Origin of the sequence: Hyphobacterium sp. (genome assembly GCF_965217055.1) — a bacterium.
In the GTDB taxonomy this organism is placed as follows: Bacteria; Pseudomonadota; Alphaproteobacteria; order Caulobacterales; family Maricaulaceae; genus Hyphobacterium.
In genome coordinates this window covers 2,587,680-2,609,302 of sequence record NZ_OZ244227.1, presented here as the reverse complement: position 1 = coordinate 2,609,302, position 21,623 = coordinate 2,587,680, and the positions used below count along the sequence as shown (strand labels likewise).

The following is a 21,623-nucleotide window of genomic DNA, read 5'->3' as shown; positions in this document are numbered from 1 at the left end:
CATGCGCAAGCTTCACACGAAGTCGGCCCTGCTGCCTGAGGGCTGGACAAGCAATGTCAGCCTGGCGATCGACGCGTCCGGGCGCATTGCGTCCGTATTGTCGGGAGCATCGGCTGATGACGACGCAGAGCGCATAGACATGCTTCTGCCGGCTCCGTCAAACCTTCACAGTCATGCCTTCCAGCGCGCGCTTGCAGGCCTGACGGAAGCCCGCGGCACGGGCGGCGATGATTTCTGGAGCTGGCGGGAAACGATGTATGCCTTTCTGCCGCGGCTTGGCCCGGACGAGATCGAGGCCATCGCAGCGATGCTCTATGTCGAGCTCGCTGAGAGCGGCTTCGCTGCCGTGGCGGAATTCCACTATCTCCATCATCAACCGGACGGTTCGCCCTATGAAGATATTGCCGAGACCGCCGGACGTATCGCCTCTGCCGCGTCACAGGCCGGTATCGGACTGACCTTTTTGCCGGTGGCCTATGCACGAGGTGGTTTCGGCGGAAAACCGGTGACGGACGGCCAGAAGCGCTTCGCCAACGAGCCGGAAGAACTTTTGCAAATTCGCGAGGCAGCAATTCGCCATCTCGTGCGCGCTGATGATACGCTCGGTATCGCACCCCATTCGCTGCGGGCTGTTACCGGAGAAGACTTCGCCACCCTTTTGGATGGCATTGATATCGGCCCGGTTCACATTCACATCGCCGAACAAATGCGAGAGGTCGAGGACTGCCAAGCCTGGTCTGGGCAGCGGCCGGTTGAATGGTTGCTCGACCAGGTTAACGTCAATGAAAATTGGTGCCTTATTCACGCCACTCACATGACACTGGAGGAAACCCGACGTCTGGCAGCCACCGGCGCGGTCGCCGGTCTGTGTCCCACCACCGAGGCGGATCTGGGCGACGGCATCTTCCCGGGCATCGACTGGCAAACCCATAAGGGCCGCTGGGGCATCGGAACGGATTCCCATGTCCGCACTGATGTCGCGGAGGAGCTACGCCTGCTGGAATGGAGCCAACGGCTCGCACACCGCAAAAGGACGCTTCTGGCTGAAGACGGTCAATCGAATGGGCGAGCGCTTTACGACACCGCACTCGCGGGCGGTGCTCAGGCCTTGGGGCGTCAGACCGGGGCCATCGCTGCAGGCCAATGGGCCGATCTTGTCTCACTCGATACAGACCATCCGGCCCTTACCGGCAAGGCCGGCGACGCGGCGCTCGATAGCTGGATATTCTCTTCTGGCCGCAATTGCATCAGGGACGTCTGGTCGGCCGGCCGGCGGATGGTCACTGCGGGCCGCCACATGCGGCGAGAGGAAGTCGCAGCCCGCTACCGCCGAACCATTGGTAAACTCCTCGCCTAGCGGTGCCGACTTTCGAGCCGGCTGGCAATCTCGCGCAATGAAAGGCCGCGGTTGTTCAGGGCAACCATCAGGTGGAAAACCAGGTCGGCGGCTTCGTCTACCAGCGCTTCATCATCTTCGGCGACCGCAGCCAAGGCTGTCTCCACGCCCTCCTCGCCAACTTTCTGGGCGATCTTCGTGATACCGTCCGCATTGAGTCTTGCGACATAACTCTCCGACGGATCGGCGGCACGGCGCTGGTCGATGATCTCCTCGAGATCACCCAGAAAAGCCAAGTGCGGTGCATTGTCGTCAGCAAAACAGGTCGCTCTACCGGTATGGCAAACCGGCCCTGCCGGGAGCGCCTTGACCAGAAGCGTGTCACGGTCGCAATCCATGGACATGGATACGAGCGCTAGCGTGTTGCCGCTGGTCTCGCCCTTGGTCCAGAGTCTATTTTTCGTTCGACTGTAGAAGGTTACGTGTTTTTCGCGACTCGTTTTCTCAACCGCTTCCGCAGTCATATACCCCAGCATCAGCACCCGGCCGGATCGCGCGTGTTGCACGATGGCAGGCACCAGACCGCCGCCTTTCTCGAAATCGATCTGAGTAATATCGATCATGGCCGCACCTCGATTCCCTCGGCTGAGAGATAGGCTTTCAGCGCGCCAATCCCGATGACTTGTTTGTGGAACACGCTGGCCGCGAGCGCGCCATCAACCCGCGCTGTCGCGAATACTTCGCGGAAATGCGCCATCTCCCCGGCGCCCCCGGATGCGATCAGCGGTACCGGGCAAATCTCGCGGGCTGCCGCCAGCTGTCCCGTGTCATATCCCTGCCGCACGCCGTCCTCATCCATGCAATTGAGTACGATCTCACCGGCCCCGCGATCGGTCACCTCGTCAATCCATGCCATGGTCAGCCGGTTCTCGGTTCTCGCCTTGTCGGGATCGCCGGTGTTTGAGTGCACGCGCCACGCACCGCCTGTCATGCGGCTATCCACCCCGACCACGATGCATTGGCGGCCGAACTCGGCGGCCAGCCGGTCGACCAGCGACGGATCGGCCAGTGCCGGGGAATTGACCGACACCTTGTCGGCGCCCGCAAACAGGCGCGACCGGGCATCGTCCACGCTGCGGATACCGCCCGCCACGCAAAACGGGATATCGATGACCTCGGCGACCCGCCGGACCCATTCAGGTTCAACCGAACGACCGTCCGGGCTAGCCGAAATGTCGTAGAAGACCAGTTCGTCAGCCCCTTCCCGGGCATAGCGCGCGGCCAGCTCGACTATATCACCGACGATCTCGTGATTTCGGAAACGCACACCCTTGACGACTTGACCGTTTTTCACGTCGAGGCAGGGAATTATCCGTCTTGCAAGCATGACAATCCCTCTTCGAGTGCGAAACGGCCCTCATAGAGCGCCTTGCCGACGATGGCGCCATCCGCACCGGCCGTCGCCAGCGCGCTCAAATCGTCAAGCGATGACACGCCGCCGGAAGCCTGCCAGCGGATATCCGGCCACCCATCTGCCAGTCCGGCATAGAGCGTCGTATTGGGGCCAGACAGCATGCCGTCCTTGGAAATATCGGTGACCAGGGCGTGCGCGAGGCCGCTTCCCGCATAACGCGCAAGCAAATCGTCAAGCGCTTCCTCAGCCGTCACGGTCCAGCCGGATGCGGTTGGCCTGGCAATGCCACCCGTCACGCGCACATCGAAGGCCGTAACGATTTTCTCGGCACCAAAGGCCTTGATCCAGCTGCTCACGGTTTCCGGCGCCTTCACCGCGAGGCTGCCAACAATCACCCGGTCAGCGCCAGCTGCCAGTAATTCCGCCACATCGTTCTCGTGCCGGACCCCGCCCCCCGTCTGAATCCTGAGGTCGGTGGCCGCGAGGCTTCCCAGCAAACCAGTTTGGCGCCGCGCCCCGTCCCGCGCACCTGAAAGGTCGACAAGGTGCAGCCAGTCCGCGCCGGCCGCCGCAAAACCCGCAGCGATGCGCGCGGGATCGGCCTCATAGTCGGTGACGACATCGAAATCGCCACGTTCGAGGCGCACAACCCGTCCGTCCAGCACATCAATGGCAGGATAAAGTTTCATCGCTACAGTTCCGAGAAATTGCGGAGAATTTGCCGACCGGTCGCGCCGGATCGCTCCGGGTGGAACTGGCAACCCATGAAATTGCCACGGCGCACGACAGCGCTGAATGGCGCACCATATTCGGTTAGCGCGCGCGTAGCTTCACTGACCGGTGCAGCATATCCGTGTACGAAATAAACGTGGCTTCCGTCCGCAATACCGGCGGTCAGCGCTTCATCACCAGACGACAGAGACAGGGTGTTCCATCCCATGTGAGGCAATACGCCATTGGCAGGCGCACGCATCTCCGTCACCTCGCCGGGAATCACGCCAAGGGCCGATACGTCGCCTTCCGCCGAGCGCTCGAACAGCAATTGCATACCGAGGCATATGCCGAGGACGGGCCGGGTCTCTTGCCGTAATGCGTCCGCCCATCCCGACGCTTCGAGCCGGGCCATGGCCGGTCCGGCCGCCCCCACGCCAGGCAGGATCAGCCGCGCCGAGCCGTCAGCCTCATCGGGTTTCTGCGCCAGCACAAACCTGACTCCAAGGCGGGACAACGCTGCTTCAACCGAGAAAATGTTGGCGCATCCTGTATCGATGATGGCAATGTTCACAGCACGCCCTTCGTCGAAGGGATTGCATTGCTCTCGATCTTCACCGCCTGGCGCAGCGCACGCCCGAATGCCTTGAAACAGGCCTCGATCATGTGGTGCGCATTGTCACCGAACACTTCGACATGAATTGCTGCCTTGAGACTGTCGGCAATGGAGCGAAAGGCATGCGGCGCCATCTCCACGGGGAAGGCGCCGACTCGTTCGCCCGGAATCTCGCCTTCAAAACGACAGTAGGGACGCCCCGACAGATCAATCCAGACACCGGCACGGGTCTCGTCCATGGGCAGTTCGAACCCGAAGCGGCCGATCCCCCGGCGATCGCCGAGCGCTTTTCCAAGCGCCTCGCCAAAAGCAAGGCAAACATCCTCGATCGTGTGGTGGGCATCAACGCCGGTGTCGCCCTCGCAAACCACCTCCAGAGACACCCCTCCATGGCGCGCAATCTGCTCCAGCATGTGGTCGAAATACTCGATCCCGGTCTCGATCCGGACCGGCCCCTGCTCATCAAGCGCCAGCGCAAGGTGAATATCGGTTTCCATGGTCGTACGCCGGACCTGAGTCCGCCGGTCGTGCCCGGCATCGAGCCGGTCCGCCAGGGCCTGCACATCCGTGAGCGTTAAACGCGAAAGCGACCAACGATCATTGGCAAACTCCGCCTCGACCCCCAGCACACGCAGTCTTGCCGAGAGGCCAGCGCCATCGGTTGCTGTGACCATGAGGCCGTTATCGCTCGGCGCAGCACTACCAACTTCACTCCAAGCACTTAATTGGACTGCTATCTCTTTTAAATAACGTTTTTTTCTAAATTCAGCATCAGCCCGTTCTGACTGCGCTGCGGGTCGCAAAGCTTCCAGCCCTGCATCAATCAGCACGTCGCAAAGCAACCGCTCATAGCGATCGGGATCGACCGAAACGTCAGTCACGAAAGCCGCGATCGGCGCCACATCCGGACCGATTAGGGTACACTGTCCTGCAGGCAAATCGAGCAGACCAACGCTTTCCGGGCTGGGCAAAAGCACAACGCGATCTGCGGCAATTGCGGCGCTCGCGGCAAACCGGGTCCGCAATTCATCGAGCGCGGCCCGCTTCGCGAAGCCCGTGCGCTGTAGCTTCAGGAGATCAGCCGTCATTCCGGCCTCCCTGCGCCCGAAGCGTCATCGCAATGTGGTGCGCATCGAGACCTTCAAGACGCGCCAGCGTTTCGACTGTCGGCGCAATCGCCGCTGCGCCACCTGCACTGGCCTCGATCAGCGTCGTGGTGCGCTGGAAGGATTCCACTGTTACACCCGACCAGGCGCGTCCTGCCCGGCCCGTGGGCAAGGTGTGATTGGGACCGGCGGCATAGTCGCCCATCGATTCCGGTGTCCAGGCGCCGATGAAAATCGCTCCAGCTGTCTGGACCGATGAGGCAATTTCCTGAGGCGCCTCGGTCTGAATGATCAAGTGTTCGGGGCATGCCGCGTTGGCGATTTCGATGGCTTCCTTGCGATCGCTCGCCAAAATGATCTTGCCGTGTTCGAGCGCCGCGGCTGCGATGTCCTGACGCGGCAGACCGGCCAATTGTCGCGCAAGCTCGGTCTCGATCGCTGCGATATCGGCGTCGATTGATACCAGTACCGTCTGCGCTAGCGGGTCATGTTCGGCCTGCGCCAGAAGATCGGCGGCGACGAAATCGGGCCTTGCGCCGCCGTCGGCTATGACCAGGACCTCGCTCGGGCCCGCAGGCAGATCGATGGCCGGGCCACCCGGCAGCATGGAGACATGGGATTTGGCTGCGGCGACCCAGGCATTCCCCGGCCCGAATATCTTGTCGACCCTCGGCAAGTCGGCTGCGCCGAAAGCCAGCGCGCCAATCGCCTGTGCCCCGCCGACGGCAAAGATGTTCTGCAGTCCCAGCAGGCTAGCCGCTGCCAGCACGGCGCCATTCACTTGGCCCGATGGGCCGGCTGGAATGGCAACAGCGATTTCGGGTACGCGGGCGATCTGCGCTGGAACGGCCAGCATGATCAGCGTTGACACCAAAGGCGCCGTTCCGGCCGGCACATAGAGGCCAACAGACCTGATCGGATCGACCCTTCGCCGACATGTCACGCCCGGCCATGTTTCGACCGAGCTGTCCGACAGCCCCTGAGGTTCGTGAAATTTCCTGACCGCGCCAATCGCCAACTGCATCGCAGCGATGTCTTCGCGAGGTGCGTTCAGACAGGCCGTCTCGATGTCGGACTCGGATACCCGGAAATCGGATCCGTCAAATTCGTCAAAACGGCGCGCATACTCGAACACGGCCTTGTCGCCTTCGCGACGCACGGTTTCGACGATCTCGACCGCAGCATCACGGATCGGATCGTTCGCCGACGGTGACGTGAACAGCGCTTCGCGCTGCAGAGCGTCAAGCTCGGACCAGGTCATGACCTTCATCACGCCATCATCTTTTCGATTGGAAGGACCAGAATGGCGCGGGCGCCTGCCGCACGCAGTCTCTCCAGCGTCTCCCAGAACACGCGTTCCCGGCAAACGGCATGTACGGCAACGACGTCGGCGCGGTCGGCGATCTGCGCCACAGTGGGCGCATCCGAGCCCGGGATCAGGGCCTTGATCTCGTTCAGTCGGTCCCGCGGCGCATTCAACAGAATGTATTTGGTCTGTGCCGAGGCAATGACGCCTTCCATGCGCTCTATCAATTTGTCAGCAACCGTCTCGACAACGGGTTGCCGGGCTGACTTGCGCCGCACCATCACCGCTTCGCTTTCCAGAACGGTCTGGAACGCCGCCAACCCGTTCGCTTCCAGCGTCGCCCCCGATGAAACAAGGTCGCAGATCGCATCGGCGATGCGCATGCGCGGCGCGACCTCGACCGAGCCACGCATCTCGACGATTTCTGCGTCGATCCCGCGCGCTTCGAGGTAACGCCGCGTCAGCCCTGGATAGGATGTGGCAATGCTCTTTCCCGCCAGGTCCTCGACCGAGTTGATTGTGCCGTCTCTCGGCGACGCCAGCTTCAAGTTGCACCTCGAAAAACCCAGGGGCAGCGCGACTTCGAGATCGGCGTAGCGCGGTGAACGGGCCTGCATCTCGTACAGCACGTTCTCGCCCACGATACCGTAATCGCAGGCACCGCCAGCGACGAAGCTCGGAATGTCGTCATCGCGCACCAGCAATAGGTCGAGCGGCAAATTTTCCGCGCGCCGGTGCAGCTGATCGCGGCCATAGGCAAACCGCACGCCGGCCTTCGAGAGAAGTTCCATCCCCCCTTCCGACAAGCGGCCTTTCGACTGCACGGCAAGTTTCAGTCTCTGATCAGGCATTGGAGGGCTTCTTCATCCGGTCGAGCACGAGGCGATAGCCCTGCGCGGGTTCCTGGGAGAGAAATCGGGCCACGCGTGTCACCGTTGCGGTCGACGCGCCGGTTTTCTCTGCGATCTCGCGATAGGTGAATTTCCCGTCATCTAGCAGCCGCGCAACGCGCCATCGTTCCGCCAGTGCGTTGATTTCGCCCGGCGTGCACAAATCGGTCAGAAACCGATCCATTTCGTCTGACGTCTTAACTGACAACAGCGCTTCGATCAGCGATCCGCGTTCTTCCGCTCCGTTATTTCGAGCCAGTTTTTTCATGGTTTTCACCTCCACGGGCATCGATATAACGTTTTAACATGCTAAAACAAGTGAACAGATGCAGCTAGAGATGCGGCGGCTGTTCGAGATCGTATCGGCGGAGAGTTATGCCATCGCGGTGTTGGACGGCAGCTTGCCCTGGTTGGCCTTGTTCGATCGTGCGCACGGCCGCGACCTTCGTTGCAGCGGGCTCAGCCAAGTACCAGCCGGATCTTGTCGGCAATCGGCTTGTAGACGTCGCGATCGCTCCAGTATTCGGTGTGGCTGAACGGGTTCCAGGCCCTGAAGATGTTGCCCGCATTCACGGCAATATCTTCGACGAGCGCGGCGTAGTCGGTGTTCAATTCCGCGAGTGGCCAACCCAGCAGATCGTCCTCATCGAAGAAATTGTGCCATTCAAAGAGCGCGTTTGGCTTGTCGATCGGCATACGCTGCGCTTTCGGCAGGCCGGCGATAAATATCGGTATATTGCAGCCCGTCGTCGCGAGAAATCGCACTGTGCCAAGCTTCAGGAAATCGAGATCGGCATCTGCATACTGGCTGAAATCGTGTCGCCACAGCCCGTAATTTGGCTTAACGGTGCGATGGGCATCCCAGATGTAGTTGGTGACGACCTGACACCCGAGCGACTGCGCAACAATAATGATCGGCGCTTCCGGGCTATCGACACGTTCAAGGGCGCGCGCGACTTCGCGGAATATTTCGCGCTGCGCTCGCTCATAGGCGCCATCGTCGCGGAAACGGGAATACTCAAGCGCACCGGCATCGCCGAAACCGTACAGCACCCAACGCCGGTATTTCTTGTAATCGAGCTTGGATTCCGCTGCCGCGAAATACTCTTCTTCATTCGGCTGAAGCACATCCTGATAGTAGACCGAGCCGAAATGTACCTTGGTGTGATCGTCACCAAGTTCAGATTTCAGCTTTCGTTCCAGCTCATCAGCATAATTTCGCCGTGTCTCACCCATGCCATGCACGGTGATCACTGCGAGCGTCTTGGCCACAATTCCCTCCCGGCGCTAGCTGCGACCGCAAACATAACTCAAAATTGCAGAACCGTACATGCAGCTTCGGGCGACGCCCTCCCGGCGCTATCGACACTTGGAGGAATGCCGAACCTCTATCCGCCTTTCACCTGGCCGGTCAGGGGGTCGGTTTCGATCAAGGGCAGCTCGGCTTCCTTCCAGGCGCCAAGTCCGCCGGCAAGATGTGCATCGACATTCACACCTTCGTCCTGGCAGCGCATTGCCGCCATGGCCGACCGGCGACCGGCGGCGCAGTGAAACACAACGCGCTTGGGCCCTCCCACGGGAATGGCTTTCGGATCCAGCGTCGACAGCGGATAGAGCAAGGCACCCGGTATGCGCTCCAGCCCGTACTCATTCGCCTCGCGAACATCGATCAGCAATAAGTCACCCGAATTGACCCCCGCTGCGACGGCTTCCGGTGTCATGTCTTCAAGCTGGCCCATATCCCTTGCCTCTGTGCTATTTTGTCCACTTTCGCAGCATGTAATCCGTCCCCATATGGTCTGGCAACCACGGAGAGTGCCGTATGAATCCGGAAGTTATCAGCTTCTTCCATGATGATACCAACACGATCACCCATATCGTGATCGATCCGGCAACGCAGCATGCCGCCATCGTCGACTCGGTACTCGACTACTGTGCCGCGTCAGGTCGCACGCATACCGCTGCAGCCGATGAGCTCATCGAAGTGGCCAGGGAACGCGGCCTCACAATTGACTGGGTTCTGGAAACCCACGTCCACGCCGACCATCTTTCCGCCGCGCCTTACCTGCAGGAAAAGCTGGGCGGCGAGATCGCCATTGGCGCACACGTTCAGGACGTGCAGAAGATTTTCTCGAAACTGTTCAATGCCAACGGTGTTGCCGTCGACGGGTCGCAATTCGGCCGCCTGTTCGAGGACGGCGACACCTTCAAGATCGGCCAGCTGGAAGCGAAAGCCATTCATACGCCGGGACATACGCCCGCCTGCATGGCCTATTTGATCGGCGATGCCCTGTTCGTCGGCGACACCTTGTTCGCTGCCGATTACGGGACGGCGCGCTGCGATTTTCCCGGCGGCGATGCCCGCGCCCTTTATCAATCGATCCAGAAACTGTTCGCGTTACCTGACGAAACCCGGGTCTTCCTTTGTCACGACTACCTGCCAGCAAACCGTTCCGATTATGTTTTCCAGACAACGATCGGTGAGGAAAAATCCAAAAATATCCATGTCGGCCACGGCACGAGCGAGGATGAATTCGTCAAGATGCGGACCGAGCGCGATGCCGGGCTCGCCATGCCGAAACTGATTCTGCCCTCGGTGCAGGTGAACATGCAGGCTGGCCACCTTCCCGAGCCCGAAGACAATGGCGTGCGCTATATCAAGGTGCCGCTGAACGCCGTTTAGCAGCCACTTTGGCGCGTTTCCGGTTTACGGCGCTGCCCAATCCATCGCATGATGCATCAATTCAAGCGGTCCGCTGCACCGACCGTCTGACATGCGGGGAGAGACATGTTCAAGAAATTGCTGGCCGCCTCCGGCTTCGTTCTGACTCTGGGTTTGAGTGCCTGCCAGACGACGGGAGGACCAACCACATTGGCGTGCCGGGCTCCCACCAGCGAGGAGTTTGACATTTTCCGCGCTGTCGTATCGCGCGACCATCAAACTCTGGTTCGGTATTCTGCCGCGGGTGCCGCCCGCGCTGCCCTCGAGCGCCGTGACCCCTATGTAAACAACCATTTCTGGGGCAATCAGGGTTATACAGGCGGCACCGTGGTCGGCGTGCTGACGCAGCCCCCGCCCTGCGTGGTCGATCTGCCGCCGCGCCGCGATGCCAACGGTAATGCGATATCCACGCAACGCGCGATTGCCGTCTATCAGGAGAACCGTTTCCGCGCCCTCGTTGGCGGCACCAGCACAACGATCGCCGCTGACCAGGCCCTTCGGCTCCCCGGAAACAGTGGTTTCGACTATTTCCGTTGCGAATTCTCGCAGACCTCACAGGGCTGGCGGATGACCGATTTATGCGGATTGCCGACGGTTCGGGGTGGCATCGGACAGTAATCGCCGCTCGGCAGAATTGATTTCTGCGTACAAGCCGCCACTATCCCCAGCGAACAGCCAAAAGGGGAAGACACATGCGGTTGACATCCATCCTTCTGACGTCCGCCCTCGCGCTCGCAGCCTGTGCCGAGCCGGCCGCGGACGTGAACACCGATGCGGCGAATGATGATGACGCATCGGCCTCCGCCGACACTGCCGACCGGATTGATCCGAATGCGCGACCGGCCGATCGCGAAACTTCGCAGGAGATCACAGGTGAAGACCTCGCCTGGCGGATGCAGACGCTTGCCGCGGATGAATTCGAGGGCCGTGCACCGTCCACACCTGGTGGCATCGCCGCCAGCCAATGGATTGCAGACGAAATGGCGGATGCCGGGCTCGAACCCGGCGGTGAAGACGGGACTTATTTCCAGCGTGTTCCGCTCGTCGAAGCGACCATGAACGTTGAGGCTTCGGATTTCGACATCACCATAAATGGTGAACCCATGGGCCTCGAATACCTGACAGATGTCGTCTATGGCACGCGTCGGCTTGACGAAACCGTCGAGATTGAAAATTCCGACATGGTTTTCGTCGGTTACGGCATCATTGCCCCGGAATATGGCTGGAATGATTATGACGGTCTCGACGTCGAAGGCCGCACCGTCGTCATGCTGATCAATGATCCGGGCTTCGCCTCCGGCGACCCTGACCTCTTTAACGGCAATGCGATGACCTATTACGGTCGCTGGACCTACAAGTATGAGGAAGCTGCCCGCCAGGGCGCCGCCGCTGTCATCATCGTTCACGAAACGGAAGCTGCGAGCTATGGCTGGAATGTCGTATCTGGCTCTTGGTCCGGTCCGCAATTCGACCTGCAGCGACCGGAAGGTTCCACGCCGTTCGTCGGTGCTGAAAGCTGGATCACCAACGACCGCGCCCGCGAGCTTTTCTCTGCGACAGGGCTCGATTTCGACGCACTGGTCGAGGCCGCCCATCAGCCGGGCTTCGAACCGGTCGAAATTCCCGGCGCCGAAGTCAATGCGACGCTTGTTACGTCACATGAATTCCTCGATTCCCGCAATGTCGCTGGCATCGTGCGTGGCACGGAACGGCCCGACGAATACGTGCTCTACATGGCGCATTGGGACCATATCGGCATGCGCGAAAGCGACGATCCGGACGCCGATGTGATTTACAACGGCGCAATCGACAATGCGACGGGAACAAGCTCGATCCTCGAGATCGGCGAAGCATTCGCCGCCAATCCGCCAGAGCGCTCGGTCATCATCGTGGCCGTGACTGCCGAGGAATCCGGGCTCCTGGGCTCCGAATTCTATGCGACGGATCCATTGGTGCCGTTCAGCCAGACCGTCGGCGGGCTCAACATGGACGGCATGCTGCCGACTGGCCCGACCAGTGACATCGTCGTGATCGGTTATGGCGCGTCGGAGCTCGAAGATCATCTGGCGGTTGTTGCGGAAACTCAGAACCGCACGCTTTCGCCCGACCCGAACCCGGAGGCGGGTTACTTTTATCGGTCCGACCACATTTCGCTCGCCAAGCGCGGCGTGCCGATGATCTATGCCGATACCGGCTCGGTCAGCATCGAGCTCGGCGCCGGACACGTCGAGGAAATTGCCGCAGCCTATCGCGCGCAGGCCTATCACGGTCCCGAAGACGAGTTCAGCTATGATTGGGATTTCGACGGGCTTGCCCGCGACGCTACCCTGCTCTACCGCCTCGGTGAGCGGCTGGCGAATACCGACGAATGGCCGAACTGGTATGAAGGCAATGAGTTCCGCGCTCTGCGCGATGCCCAACGGCCGGCCGAATAATCAGGCTTTGAAGAGGCTCCTGAACACCGGAGCCTCTTCCATTGCTTCAAAGACCTGAGCAAGAAACGCCGCGTGGTCGTCTAGATGCGGGTCGCCAGCAGATGATGCTTTCATCGCTTCAATACCCTGACGGAAATCTCCGGTCAGGGCGATCTCGCCAAGCGCCTGGCTGACGGCTGGCGGCGGTAGCGGCCCCGACTCGATGTCGATCAAGAGCGCAGCAAGGCTGCGACCGGCAGTGACAACCGGGTCATTGTGGCCGGCGTGCCGGATTGTCTCGGCAAGTTCCGCTCGGGTGTCGCTGTGAAATAGTGAACAAATGAAATCCCGCACAACAGGATCGTCCTGCTCGCCGAGGAGCTCCCGCGTTTTGTCGCTGCGTTCGATATCATCCAGTGACGCCAGCAGGATACCACCGGCTGGCAAGCGCTCGGCCGCGAGACCGGCAATTTCATCGGGAACCGGCAGTCCGTCAAAGCAGGCCGCATCCAGAAGCCGGAGCAGGCCGGCATCATCAAGCCGTGCCGCTAGCAAGCCGAAGCGCTGAGCATAGATTTTTTCGCCAAGTTGCAAGGCTTGTGACAAGAGGTCGATCTGGGCAGCATCCGCGTCACGCCGTCGGTGAGACGGACAGCGCAGTCCCGGGCGCAGATACTCGACGGCACCTTTCGTGCCCTCGCTGGCGACCCGCAGACTTATCGCGAGCCCAGGCTTGTTCGCATAAACGACACTGTGGATGAGCGATTCGCCCTCTGTTACGGGCTGCACTCGGCCGCGCTCGAAGATGTCGAAGCCGCGTCGGTCAATTGGTCCAAACGCGAATTCCGCGAGCTCACCGCGCGTTTCGAACCCGAAAACCGCATTGAATGAGCGCCCCTCGATTACCTGGAACGCACCTGTCCAATCGTGCTGATGCAAGCGGTCGGCAGCATCCGACCAGAGATGCGCCACAATCCGGACGGCGTTTCCGGAATAGAGCGGTATCAGGCCGGGTTTGGATTGGTCACCAATACCCGTCAGACCACCACTTGCAGCAATGTCCCAGAGCCCGTCGATCGATACTCTTTCGGGCAGGTTCCAAAAGTCCAACAGGTCGCAAGCGATTTGAGTGAACTCGGCAGCATTATCGGCTTGCTCCCGGTAAATCTCGTCGGCCTTCAGGCCGCATTCGCGAAATAGCTCAATCATGTCTTTCCCGAAATGAAAACGCCCCGCAGCCGTGTTGCGGCTGCGGGGCGCTTCAGGTCGAAAACCTTAGTCCCAGTACAGGACGCGCTTGGCTTTCGGTGCGGACTTCCGCAGAGTTTTGAGCTTGAGCATAGCTATCTCCTCCCAGTGAGCTAAGGTGACGACTGCCGTCACCACAACTCATGCCTGAGGTGATTCGCAACCCAGCGTAAACCTTTTATTTACCCTAGGCTGCAGCCCGGCTCGCCTTTTTCCGCTCATGTTCTTTCAGCCAGCGCTTCCGGATGCGCACTGAAACCGGTGTCACTTCCACCAGTTCATCGTCATTAATGAACTCCAGAGCGAATTCGAGTGTCGTCCGGATCGGCGGCGTCAGGACAATGGCTTCGTCTGCGCCCGCGGCGCGGATATTCGTTAGCTGCTTGCCCTTGGTCGGATTGACGGCGAGATCATTGTCGCGGCTGTGAATACCGATAATCATGCCCTCATAGACGTCCGTGCCATGGCCGATGAACAGCCGGCCGCGTTCCTGCAAATTCCACAATGCAAAGGCCAATGCCTTGCCATCCACCATGGATACAAGCGAACCATTGTGGCGCTGGCCGATCTCGCCCGCAGCTCGCGGCGCGTAATGGTCGAACGTGTGGAACATCAGGCCGGCGCCGGACGTCGCGGTCATGAAGTCCGACCGGAACCCGATGAGACCGCGGGTCGGGATATCGTAATCCAGTCGCACCCGCCCCTGTCCGTCGGGCGTCATGTTCGTCAGCTGGCCCTTGCGCTCGCCCAGCTTCTCCATAACGGCGCCCTGGCTCTCTTCTGGCAGGTCGACGACCAGCGTCTCCCACGGCTCGCAGATCTCGCCGTCGATTTCGCGGGTCAGTACCTGCGGGCGAGAAATGGCGAGTTCATAGCCTTCGCGGCGCATGTTCTCGATCAGGACGGACAAGTGCAGCTCGCCACGCCCGGAAACCTTGAACTTGTCAGCATCATCGGTTTGCTCGACGCGCAGCGCTACATTGTGAATGAGCTCGCGTTCCAGGCGTTCACCGATATTGCGGCTCGTCACATATTTGCCTTCGCGGCCCGCGAACGGGCTGTCATTGACCTGGAACGTCATGGCGATGGTTGGCTCATCGACAGTCAGTGGCGGCAGCGCCTCAACGGCGTCGGTCGCACACACCGTGTCGGAAATATTGAGCGGATCGAGGCCGGTGAACGTGATGATGTCGCCAGCGGTCGCCTCGTTCATCTCGACCCGCTCGAGTCCTTGAAAACCGAAGACCTGCTGGATCTTGCCGCGCCGTGTCCGGCCTTCCGGATCGATCACCGTGACCTGCTGGTTGCGTGCCAGACGGCCGCGCCGGATCCGGCCGATGCCGATGACGCCGGTATAGCTGGAGTAATCCAGCGCACTGACTTGCAGCTGTAGCGGTCCGTCAAGATCCACTGGAGGAGGCGGCGTATGATCGACAATCATCTGGAACAGATCGGTCATGTCGTCGCCGGGAGATTCGGCATCGAGCCCCGCGAAACCGTTCAGCGCGGAAGCAAATACGACGGGGAAATCAAGTTGTTCATCGCTCGCCCCTAGCCGGTCGAACAGATCGAAGGTCTGATCGACGACCCAGTCCGGTCGCGCACCGGGGCGGTCGATCTTGTTGACTACCACGATCGGCCGAAGGCCGCGCTCTAGAGCCTTGCGCGTGACGAAAGCTGTCTGCGGCATCGGCCCGTCGACTGCATCGACAAGCAACAGGACGGAATCCGCCATCGACAAGACGCGCTCGACTTCGCCGCCAAAGTCGGCGTGTCCCGGCGTATCAATGATGTTGATCCGCCACTCGTTCCAGTTCACGGCAGTGTTCTTGGCGAGGATGGTGATCCCACGCTCTTTCTCGAGATCGTTTGAATCCATCATCCGTTCGGCGGTCTCGGCGCGGTCGCCAAGCGTGCCGGATTGCTTCAGCAGCTGGTCGACCAGGGTGGTTTTGCCGTGATCGACGTGAGCGACGATGGCGATATTGCGGAGTTTTTCCGGAGATACGGACATGAGGCGGTACTCGGCGGCTAGCGGAAATGCGCGCGCCTCTTAGCCTTGTCCTGCCCTTCAGGCTAGTCCCAACTGTCTCAAGCGCGCGCGAATTGTTCGCTTTTCCGCTCTTGCCGCAGCCGCCAACGCCTTTGCAGGCGTACCAGATAGACGACAATGGATTGCAGGTACACACCGAAAAAGGAAAACACGAAAATCATCGCAGCAACCTGCGAAGCCTTCATATGGACGACCCATGTCGGCCGCGCCGCAATGAAATACCAGCCAGGCGTCGAGATGCGGCCATAGGAAATAATCCGGCCGTCTGCGGTTTCGAAGACACCTGACGGGCGACCTTGGCTCTGAATGCCGCGCGAAATCGGCGTCGTTTGCGCGAAGGCTTCAGCGCGGCTCACGGCTTCCGGCGTCAGAACCTCCTCGAACAGCAATTCCTGGTGCGCGATCAACTCGCCGTCGCGCGTCATGATCATGTTCTCGACATTCTCTTCGGCGTCGACGATCGCATTCGCGAGATAATTCTGCATCGAGATCGTGATGCCGAAGGATCCCAGATGCCGGCCTCCGTTGCGTACTGGCGTATGACAACCGGTTGTCAGCGCTATTCCTTCGGTCACGTACATCAGGCGGGACAAGGCGGTACACGCAGTGCGGCCGGTCGGATTGTTCTGCGGGTCGACAATGCGGGCGAGATCCTCGGATTGCAGATCGAAATCCGCGGGCGCGAGTGCGCGGTAATACTCGAGACGATCATCGCGCTGCGGCGCAAAGATGATCAGGTCGTTATCCCGCGTGACAAAATTCAGATTGTCGAAGCGCGGATTGATCGCTTCACCGTGCTGCCGGACAGTGTGGAAGGCGGCCAGCAACCGGCGCTGCCGCTCTAGCGGAACGTCAACGTCGGAGATAAAGGCACCAACCCCGTAAACATAGTCACCATTCTCCAGCAACCGCCCGTCAAACAGCGCCGGATCCGAGCGTCGGGTGCCGTCGCCGAATGGCGGAAAAAGGCGATCGAATTCAGATGCCACATCGACGGCGGAAACCGCTTCATACCGGCGCATGAAGCTGCGCTCTGCGGCATACGCGATAGCTCGCACATCATCGAACGACACGTTCTGGCGCGCGACCCGTTCCTCGATATGCATGGCGCTGGATTCCCTCAATTCCTCGCTATAGTGACGTTGCGCGGTCATATAACCTGCAATCGCTGCACTCGACGCGATCCCGACCGCTACCAGAAAGGTGAATCCAGCGGACTTCCAGCTCATTTTCGGCATCAGATTTCCCGGTTTTTTTATCGTTTACCCCAAACATCCCTCCTAAAAGATCACGGTTAATATCTTGCGAATCACACGGACAGTGATCCGCGCTTGATCCCGAACGGTGCAAGCGGCTAAACCCGGCGACGGAGACGTGGCCGAGTGGTCGAAGGCGCTCCCCTGCTAAGGGAGTATACCTTAACCGGTATCGAGGGTTCGAATCCCTTCGTCTCCGCCACCACCGCCGTGTGCGCTGGAATTACACTTAAACTTGATCTTCGGCACGAACCGCGCATCTTTCGACTCGGAGGCTGTTTCGTGACACGTGCTGCGACTCTCATCGCCGTGCTCGGCGTTTTTATCGCGATGACGATCCTGGTGTTGGTCCGTTCCATGAACGGCGGAACCCAAGTGCAAGGCGGCCAGGGAAACCGGCTGGTGCCGGTTTCGGCCTATGCCGTGAGCGAACGCGATTTCGCGGATATCGTCGAAGCGCTCGGGACCGCCGGCGCCAACGAAACCGTCACAGTGACGGCCCGGGTTTCGGATACGATTTCGCGCGTCGCATTCGATTCCGGCCAGCGAGTCGAAGCTGGCGATATTCTTGTCGAGCTGACCGACACGGAAGAAGCCGCAGATCTCAACGAGGCCCGCGCGACGCTGCGCGAGGCGCGCCGCGAGCTTAATCGGGTCGACGATCTGATCGAGCGTGGAATTGCACCGCGCCAGCGCCTCGATGAAGCCAACGCCGCTGTCGAACGTGCCGCCGCCCGCGTCAATTCCATCGAAGCCCAGCTTGCCGACCGGATCATCCGCGCGCCTTTCTCCGGCGTTGTCGGATTGCGCGAGGTGAGCACTGGCAGCCTGGTTCGGCCAGGCGATCCGATCATCACGTTGGACGATACCTCGATTATCAAGCTGGATTTCTCGGTGCCGGAGCGATTCCTGTCTGCTCTGGAAGCCGGCATGCCGGTCGCTGCCATGACATCAGCCTATCCCGATGAGGTTTTCGAAGGCGAGATTGCACAGATTGACAGCCGTATCGATCCGGTCACGCGGTCCGTTACGGTTCGCGCGGAAATCGACAATGCCGCCGGGCATCTTCGGCCAGGTCAGCTCATGACCGTCGAGATACAGCGCGACACAAGGACAAATCCCGCGATCCCCGGCGCTGCCATCACACGCTATCTAGACGACAGCTTCGTCTTTGCGATCGATACGCGCGAAGGCAGCGAATTCGTACGACAGAAGGCCATCACGCTGGGCCGCCAAAACGGCGATGTTATTGAAGTTACCGAAGGCCTGTCGGCCGGCGATCTTATCGTCGGTGAAGGCGTCCACCGGGTGCGCGATGGCATGGCCGTGCAGGTCACGGAAACCCGCGGCGCGACAGTCGCAGGCGGTCCCGATACGTCACAGGCGGTTGCGGCCGCGACGAGCCAGCCATGACCTTGTCCGACATCGCCGTCCGCCGACCGGTATTGGCCTTCGTGATCAGTGCACTGATCATTGTTTTCGGCATTCTCGGACTGCAGCAATTGCCGTTGCGGGAATTGCCCGATGTCGACCAACCCGTCGTGTCCGTGTCGATCGAATATCCTGGCGCCAACGCCGAAGTCGTGGAAAACCGCGTCACCCAAGTGATCGAGGACCAGCTTTCCGGAATAGACGGAATCGACCTGATCTCCTCTTCCTCGCGCGACGGCAATTCCCGCATTTCGGTCACTTTCGATCTGCGCCGGGACATCGAGGCTGCGGCCAATGATGTGCGCGACGCGGTATCGCGCATTACCGACCGCCTGCCACCGGAAGTCGAGGAGCTGGAGGTCCGCAAGCAGGATTCCGACGCGCGGCCATTCATGTGGTATTCGCTGATGTCCGACCGGATGAGCTCGGAAGAATTGTCGGATTATGCCGCGCGCGCGCTCGTTGACCGTTTCAGCATTATCGATGGCGTCGCGAGCATCCGGATCGGTGGCGAACGCCGTTATGCGATCCGGATCTGGCTCGATCCGCGGGCCATGGCCGCACGTTCGATCACGGTGGCAGATATCGAGGCCGCCCTGCGCGCGCAGAATGTCGAGGTTCCTGGCGGCTCGATCGAAACGCCGGACACCCAGATCGTGGTCCGCGTCGAGCGATTGTTTGCCGATCCAGAAAGTTTCGAGCGATTGCCGATCGCCCAGGGCGAGACCGGCCATATCATCCGCCTCGGTGAAATCGCCGACGTTTCTTTGGAGGCCGAGAACCCACGCACCCTGTTCCGCGGCAATGGCAACAACATGATCGGACTTGGCTTCATCCGGCAAAGTCAGGCCAATTCTGTGCAGGTTGCACACGATGTTGCCGCATCGGCAGAGCGCATCCGCCCAAGCCTGCCGGATGGCATGTCGTTAATCGTCGCGTCGGACGATACGGTCTTTATCGAGGAATCGATCCGCGAGGTCTGGCGCACACTGTTCGTCGCAGCGACCCTCGTCGTCCTCGTGATCTATCTGTTTCTCGGCAGCTTCCGTGCCGCAATCATTCCTGCTGCCGTGGTACCGGTCTGCCTTATCGGGGTCTTTGCCGCCCTCGCCGCTGCAGGCTTCTCGATCAACATCCTGACCTTGCTGGCACTGGTCCTCGTGATCGGGCTCGTCGTCGACGACGCCATCGTCGTGCTCGAAAACATACAGCGGCGCGTCGATATGGGCGAAGGCGCAGCACTGGCTTCGCTACGCGGCGGCCGGCAGGTTTTCTTTGCCGTCATCGCCACGACCGCGGTGCTCGTATCCGTTTTTGTGCCGCTGGTCTTCCTGCCCGGCTTCATCGGGCGGATTTTCAACGAACTCGCGCTGACCATTGCCGTCGCCGTCATGCTCTCGAGTTTCGTGGCCTTGACCCTTTCGCCGATGATGGCGTCCAAACTGGTCAAGCCGTCAAGCCAGGCGCGCGGCCCCGCGCGGTGGGTCAACACTGTCATCAAGCGGTTGCGCGCGAACTATCGTTCAAGTCTGGAAATCGCGTTACGCGCACCATGGATGATCATACCGGTGATCCTGATCGCACTCGGCGGTTCGGCCTTCTTGCTCGACCGCCTGCCCGGCGAGCTGACGCCGCCAGAAGATCGCGGCGGGTTTTTTGGTTTCTTCAGCGGACCCGAGGGCGCGAGTTTCGATTACATGGCGGCGGAGGCCGACGAGATCGAAGACGTGCTCATGGAGTATGTCGAAGCGAGCGAGCTGAGCCGCGTGCTCGTCGTTTCGCCCGGCTGGGGCGGCGCCGGCTATAATTCCGGCGTTGTCATTGGCACCATGGTGCACTGGGACGACCGCCGCGACGGAAGCGAGATCGTCAGCGAGATCAACGGCCGGTTCGGGCAGCTGACCGGCGTGCGGGCCTTCGCTTCCATGCGCTCCTCGATCCGTGGCAGTGGTGGCGGCGATGACATCCAGTTTGTTCTTCAGGGGCCCGAATATGAAAGCCTCGATGCCGAAGCCGAACGCCTCCTGGCAGACATTCGCGCCAACAACCCGAACTTGCTGAGGGCCCGAAAGGATTACGAACCGACGAGCCCGCGTTTTGTCGTGGAGATCGATCGGGAACGGGCTGCTGCGCTCGGTGTAACCGTGGCCGATATCGGACAGACCCTGCAAACCCATCTCGGCTCCCGTCGCGTCGGACAATTCATCGACCAGGGCGAAGCCTACAATGTCATCATGGAAAACCGGCGCGACGAGCGGTCCAGCGCGCAGGACCTCGAAACGCTCTACGTCGAGGGTCGGTCCGGTCAGTTAATCCCGTTGTCGAACCTCGTCTCCGTCAGCCAGGTCGGTGAAGCGGCGTCGCGGGAACGTATCGACCGCCAGCGCGCGATCACGGTCTCGGCCACCCTGGCGGACAGATATACGCTGGGAGAAGCCGTCACCTGGCTGGACGCCTGGGCCGGACGCGAGCTGCCGCCTGACTTTTCGACCACCTATCTCGGCGGCGCGAAGGAATATCTCGAAGCCAATTCCGCATTGCTGTTCGCATTTGGAATGGCGTTGTTGATCGTCTTCCTCGTTCTGGCAGCGCAGTTCGAGAGCTTCATCCAACCGCTCGTCATCATGATGACCGTGCCGCTGGCTGTGACCGGAGGCTTGTTTGGCCTCGAAATGATCGGGTCCAGCCTCAACATCTATTCGCAAATCGGCCTGGTGATACTGATCGGGCTGGCTGCGAAGAACGGTATCCTGATCGTCGAATTTGCCAACCAGCTGAGGGAGGAAGGCCATGACCTCCTGACCGCCACGCTGGATGCTTCGGAAATTCGCTTCCGTCCGATCCTGATGACAGGTCTGTCGACCGCGATTGGATCTGCGCCGCTTGTGCTGGCTGATGGACCGGGTGCGGAGAGCCGCATCACGATCGGTGTCGTGATCCTGACAGGCGTGACCGTCGCCACCCTCTTCACCCTCTTCGTAATACCGGTCGCCTACAGCGTGCTCGGCCGCTATACAAAAACTCCCAACTGGATGTCCCGTCTGCTCGAGAAGCAGGCCGAAAATGCCGGTGGCGAGCCGGTGACAGGCGCGCAGAATTGATTTCCGGCCCAGGTCGGGA

Annotated in this window: 19 protein-coding genes and 1 tRNA gene; 7 read left to right on the top strand and 13 right to left on the bottom strand. The window is 60.6% G+C overall.

Features of this window, described 5'->3' with window-relative positions; translation table 11 throughout:
- The first annotated feature begins 1 nt into the window (after position 1).
- Positions 2-1,357: a formimidoylglutamate deiminase gene (locus ACOOFN_RS13090; protein ID WP_420432197.1), complete on the top strand. Its 1,356-nt coding sequence runs from the start codon at positions 2-4 to the stop codon at positions 1,355-1,357.
- On the opposite strand, the gene hisIE is transcribed toward ACOOFN_RS13090, so the two are convergent.
- The 10 genes from hisIE to ACOOFN_RS13040 all read right to left on the bottom strand — a co-directional run bounded on the left by hisIE (position 1,354) and on the right by ACOOFN_RS13040 (position 9,118).
- The gene (gene hisIE / locus ACOOFN_RS13085; protein ID WP_420432195.1) at positions 1,354-1,959 is read right to left on the bottom strand and encodes a bifunctional phosphoribosyl-AMP cyclohydrolase/phosphoribosyl-ATP diphosphatase HisIE; all 606 of its coding nucleotides are present in this window, start codon (positions 1,957-1,959) and stop codon (positions 1,354-1,356) included. The two genes, ACOOFN_RS13090 and hisIE, sit on opposite strands and share 4 nt — an antisense overlap.
- The gene (gene hisF, locus ACOOFN_RS13080; RefSeq protein ID WP_420432193.1) at positions 1,956-2,723 is read right to left on the bottom strand and encodes an imidazole glycerol phosphate synthase subunit HisF; all 768 of its coding nucleotides are present in this window, start codon (positions 2,721-2,723) and stop codon (positions 1,956-1,958) included. The genes hisIE and hisF overlap by 4 nt, the downstream gene beginning before the upstream one ends.
- On the bottom strand, positions 2,705-3,439 hold the full coding sequence (locus ACOOFN_RS13075) for a HisA/HisF-related TIM barrel protein (RefSeq protein WP_420432191.1): 735 nt from the start codon (positions 3,437-3,439) through the stop codon (positions 2,705-2,707). Before ACOOFN_RS13075 ends, hisF begins: the two co-directional genes overlap by 19 nt.
- Positions 3,440-3,441: 2 nt before the next feature.
- Complete coding sequence (hisH, locus tag ACOOFN_RS13070; RefSeq protein WP_420432189.1) at positions 3,442-4,035, bottom strand: imidazole glycerol phosphate synthase subunit HisH; 594 nt, start codon at positions 4,033-4,035, stop codon at positions 3,442-3,444.
- Complete coding sequence (gene hisB, locus ACOOFN_RS13065) at positions 4,032-5,165, bottom strand: imidazoleglycerol-phosphate dehydratase HisB (protein WP_420432187.1); 1,134 nt, start codon at positions 5,163-5,165, stop codon at positions 4,032-4,034. Before hisB ends, hisH begins: the two co-directional genes overlap by 4 nt.
- Entirely contained in the window at positions 5,155-6,444 is a 1,290-nt protein-coding gene (hisD, locus tag ACOOFN_RS13060) for a histidinol dehydrogenase (RefSeq protein WP_420432185.1), read from the bottom strand. The genes hisB and hisD overlap by 11 nt, the downstream gene beginning before the upstream one ends.
- An 8-nt stretch (positions 6,445-6,452) precedes the next feature.
- Entirely contained in the window at positions 6,453-7,340 is an 888-nt protein-coding gene (hisG, locus tag ACOOFN_RS13055; protein WP_420432183.1) for an ATP phosphoribosyltransferase, read from the bottom strand.
- On the bottom strand, positions 7,333-7,647 hold the full coding sequence (locus tag ACOOFN_RS13050) for a YerC/YecD family TrpR-related protein (RefSeq protein WP_420432181.1): 315 nt from the start codon (positions 7,645-7,647) through the stop codon (positions 7,333-7,335). Before ACOOFN_RS13050 ends, hisG begins: the two co-directional genes overlap by 8 nt.
- A gap of 191 nt (positions 7,648-7,838) precedes the next feature.
- Positions 7,839-8,651 carry a hypothetical protein gene (locus ACOOFN_RS13045; protein ID WP_420432179.1) on the bottom strand — a complete coding sequence of 271 codons (813 nt, stop codon included), beginning with the start codon at positions 8,649-8,651 and terminating at the stop codon, positions 7,839-7,841.
- A 116-nt stretch (positions 8,652-8,767) separates the two neighbouring features.
- On the bottom strand, positions 8,768-9,118 hold the full coding sequence (locus tag ACOOFN_RS13040; protein WP_420432177.1) for a rhodanese-like domain-containing protein: 351 nt from the start codon (positions 9,116-9,118) through the stop codon (positions 8,768-8,770).
- An 83-nt stretch (positions 9,119-9,201) separates the two neighbouring features.
- Here ACOOFN_RS13040 and ACOOFN_RS13035 point away from each other — a divergent pair, with 83 nt between their 5' ends.
- The 3 genes from ACOOFN_RS13035 (at position 9,202) to ACOOFN_RS13025 (ending at position 12,536) form a co-directional block, all read left to right on the top strand.
- A complete protein-coding gene (locus ACOOFN_RS13035; RefSeq protein ID WP_420432175.1) occupies positions 9,202-10,062 on the top strand; it encodes an MBL fold metallo-hydrolase in 861 nt (286 codons plus the stop codon).
- Positions 10,063-10,167: 105 nt separating this feature from the next.
- Positions 10,168-10,719: a hypothetical protein gene (locus tag ACOOFN_RS13030; RefSeq protein ID WP_420432173.1), complete on the top strand. Its 552-nt coding sequence runs from the start codon at positions 10,168-10,170 to the stop codon at positions 10,717-10,719.
- Between the two features lie 74 nt (positions 10,720-10,793).
- Complete coding sequence (locus ACOOFN_RS13025) at positions 10,794-12,536, top strand: M28 family metallopeptidase (RefSeq protein WP_420432171.1); 1,743 nt, start codon at positions 10,794-10,796, stop codon at positions 12,534-12,536.
- Here ACOOFN_RS13025 and ACOOFN_RS13020 read toward each other — a convergent pair whose 3' ends face one another.
- The 3 genes from ACOOFN_RS13020 to ACOOFN_RS13010 form a co-directional block, all read right to left on the bottom strand.
- A complete protein-coding gene (locus ACOOFN_RS13020; protein ID WP_420432169.1) occupies positions 12,537-13,724 on the bottom strand; it encodes a hypothetical protein in 1,188 nt (395 codons plus the stop codon). It lies immediately after the preceding gene.
- Positions 13,725-13,950: 226 nt separating this feature from the next.
- Positions 13,951-15,777 carry a translational GTPase TypA gene (typA, locus tag ACOOFN_RS13015; protein WP_420432167.1) on the bottom strand — a complete coding sequence of 609 codons (1,827 nt, stop codon included), beginning with the start codon at positions 15,775-15,777 and terminating at the stop codon, positions 13,951-13,953.
- A 77-nt stretch (positions 15,778-15,854) separates the two neighbouring features.
- Positions 15,855-17,054 carry a hypothetical protein gene (locus ACOOFN_RS13010; protein WP_420432165.1) on the bottom strand — a complete coding sequence of 400 codons (1,200 nt, stop codon included), beginning with the start codon at positions 17,052-17,054 and terminating at the stop codon, positions 15,855-15,857.
- 130 nt (positions 17,055-17,184) lie between these two features.
- On the opposite strand from ACOOFN_RS13010, the gene ACOOFN_RS13005 reads away from it, so the two are divergent.
- From ACOOFN_RS13005 to ACOOFN_RS12995, 3 genes are all read left to right on the top strand, one after another.
- Positions 17,185-17,274: transfer RNA gene (locus ACOOFN_RS13005), tRNA-Ser, on the top strand.
- A gap of 80 nt (positions 17,275-17,354) precedes the next feature.
- Entirely contained in the window at positions 17,355-18,485 is a 1,131-nt protein-coding gene (locus ACOOFN_RS13000; RefSeq protein ID WP_420432163.1) for an efflux RND transporter periplasmic adaptor subunit, read from the top strand.
- Positions 18,482-21,604 (top strand): efflux RND transporter permease subunit, encoded by a 3,123-nt coding sequence (locus ACOOFN_RS12995; RefSeq protein ID WP_420432161.1) that lies wholly within the window; start codon positions 18,482-18,484, stop codon positions 21,602-21,604. The genes ACOOFN_RS13000 and ACOOFN_RS12995 overlap by 4 nt, the downstream gene beginning before the upstream one ends.
- Positions 21,605-21,623: the final 19 nt, after the last annotated feature.

Coding starts and splice junctions, on each gene's coding strand:
- hisF (WP_420432193.1), bottom strand. CDS start 2,723: ATGCTTGCAAGACGGATAATTCCCTGCCTCGACGTGAAAAACGGTCAA.
- ACOOFN_RS13025 (WP_420432171.1), top strand. CDS start 10,794: ATGCGGTTGACATCCATCCTTCTGACGTCCGCCCTCGCGCTCGCAGCC.
- hisIE (WP_420432195.1), bottom strand. CDS start 1,959: ATGATCGATATTACTCAGATCGATTTCGAGAAAGGCGGCGGTCTGGTG.
- ACOOFN_RS13010 (WP_420432165.1), bottom strand. CDS start 17,054: ATGCCGAAAATGAGCTGGAAGTCCGCTGGATTCACCTTTCTGGTAGCG.
- ACOOFN_RS13030 (WP_420432173.1), top strand. CDS start 10,168: ATGTTCAAGAAATTGCTGGCCGCCTCCGGCTTCGTTCTGACTCTGGGT.
- ACOOFN_RS13035 (WP_420432175.1), top strand. CDS start 9,202: ATGAATCCGGAAGTTATCAGCTTCTTCCATGATGATACCAACACGATC.
- hisD (WP_420432185.1), bottom strand. CDS start 6,444: ATGACCTGGTCCGAGCTTGACGCTCTGCAGCGCGAAGCGCTGTTCACG.
- hisB (WP_420432187.1), bottom strand. CDS start 5,165: ATGACGGCTGATCTCCTGAAGCTACAGCGCACGGGCTTCGCGAAGCGG.
- ACOOFN_RS12995 (WP_420432161.1), top strand. CDS start 18,482: ATGACCTTGTCCGACATCGCCGTCCGCCGACCGGTATTGGCCTTCGTG.
- typA (WP_420432167.1), bottom strand. CDS start 15,777: ATGTCCGTATCTCCGGAAAAACTCCGCAATATCGCCATCGTCGCTCAC.
- ACOOFN_RS13020 (WP_420432169.1), bottom strand. CDS start 13,724: ATGATTGAGCTATTTCGCGAATGCGGCCTGAAGGCCGACGAGATTTAC.
- ACOOFN_RS13050 (WP_420432181.1), bottom strand. CDS start 7,647: ATGAAAAAACTGGCTCGAAATAACGGAGCGGAAGAACGCGGATCGCTG.
- ACOOFN_RS13090 (WP_420432197.1), top strand. CDS start 2: ATGCGCAAGCTTCACACGAAGTCGGCCCTGCTGCCTGAGGGCTGGACA.
- hisG (WP_420432183.1), bottom strand. CDS start 7,340: ATGCCTGATCAGAGACTGAAACTTGCCGTGCAGTCGAAAGGCCGCTTG.
- ACOOFN_RS13040 (WP_420432177.1), bottom strand. CDS start 9,118: ATGGGCCAGCTTGAAGACATGACACCGGAAGCCGTCGCAGCGGGGGTC.
- ACOOFN_RS13075 (WP_420432191.1), bottom strand. CDS start 3,439: ATGAAACTTTATCCTGCCATTGATGTGCTGGACGGACGGGTTGTGCGC.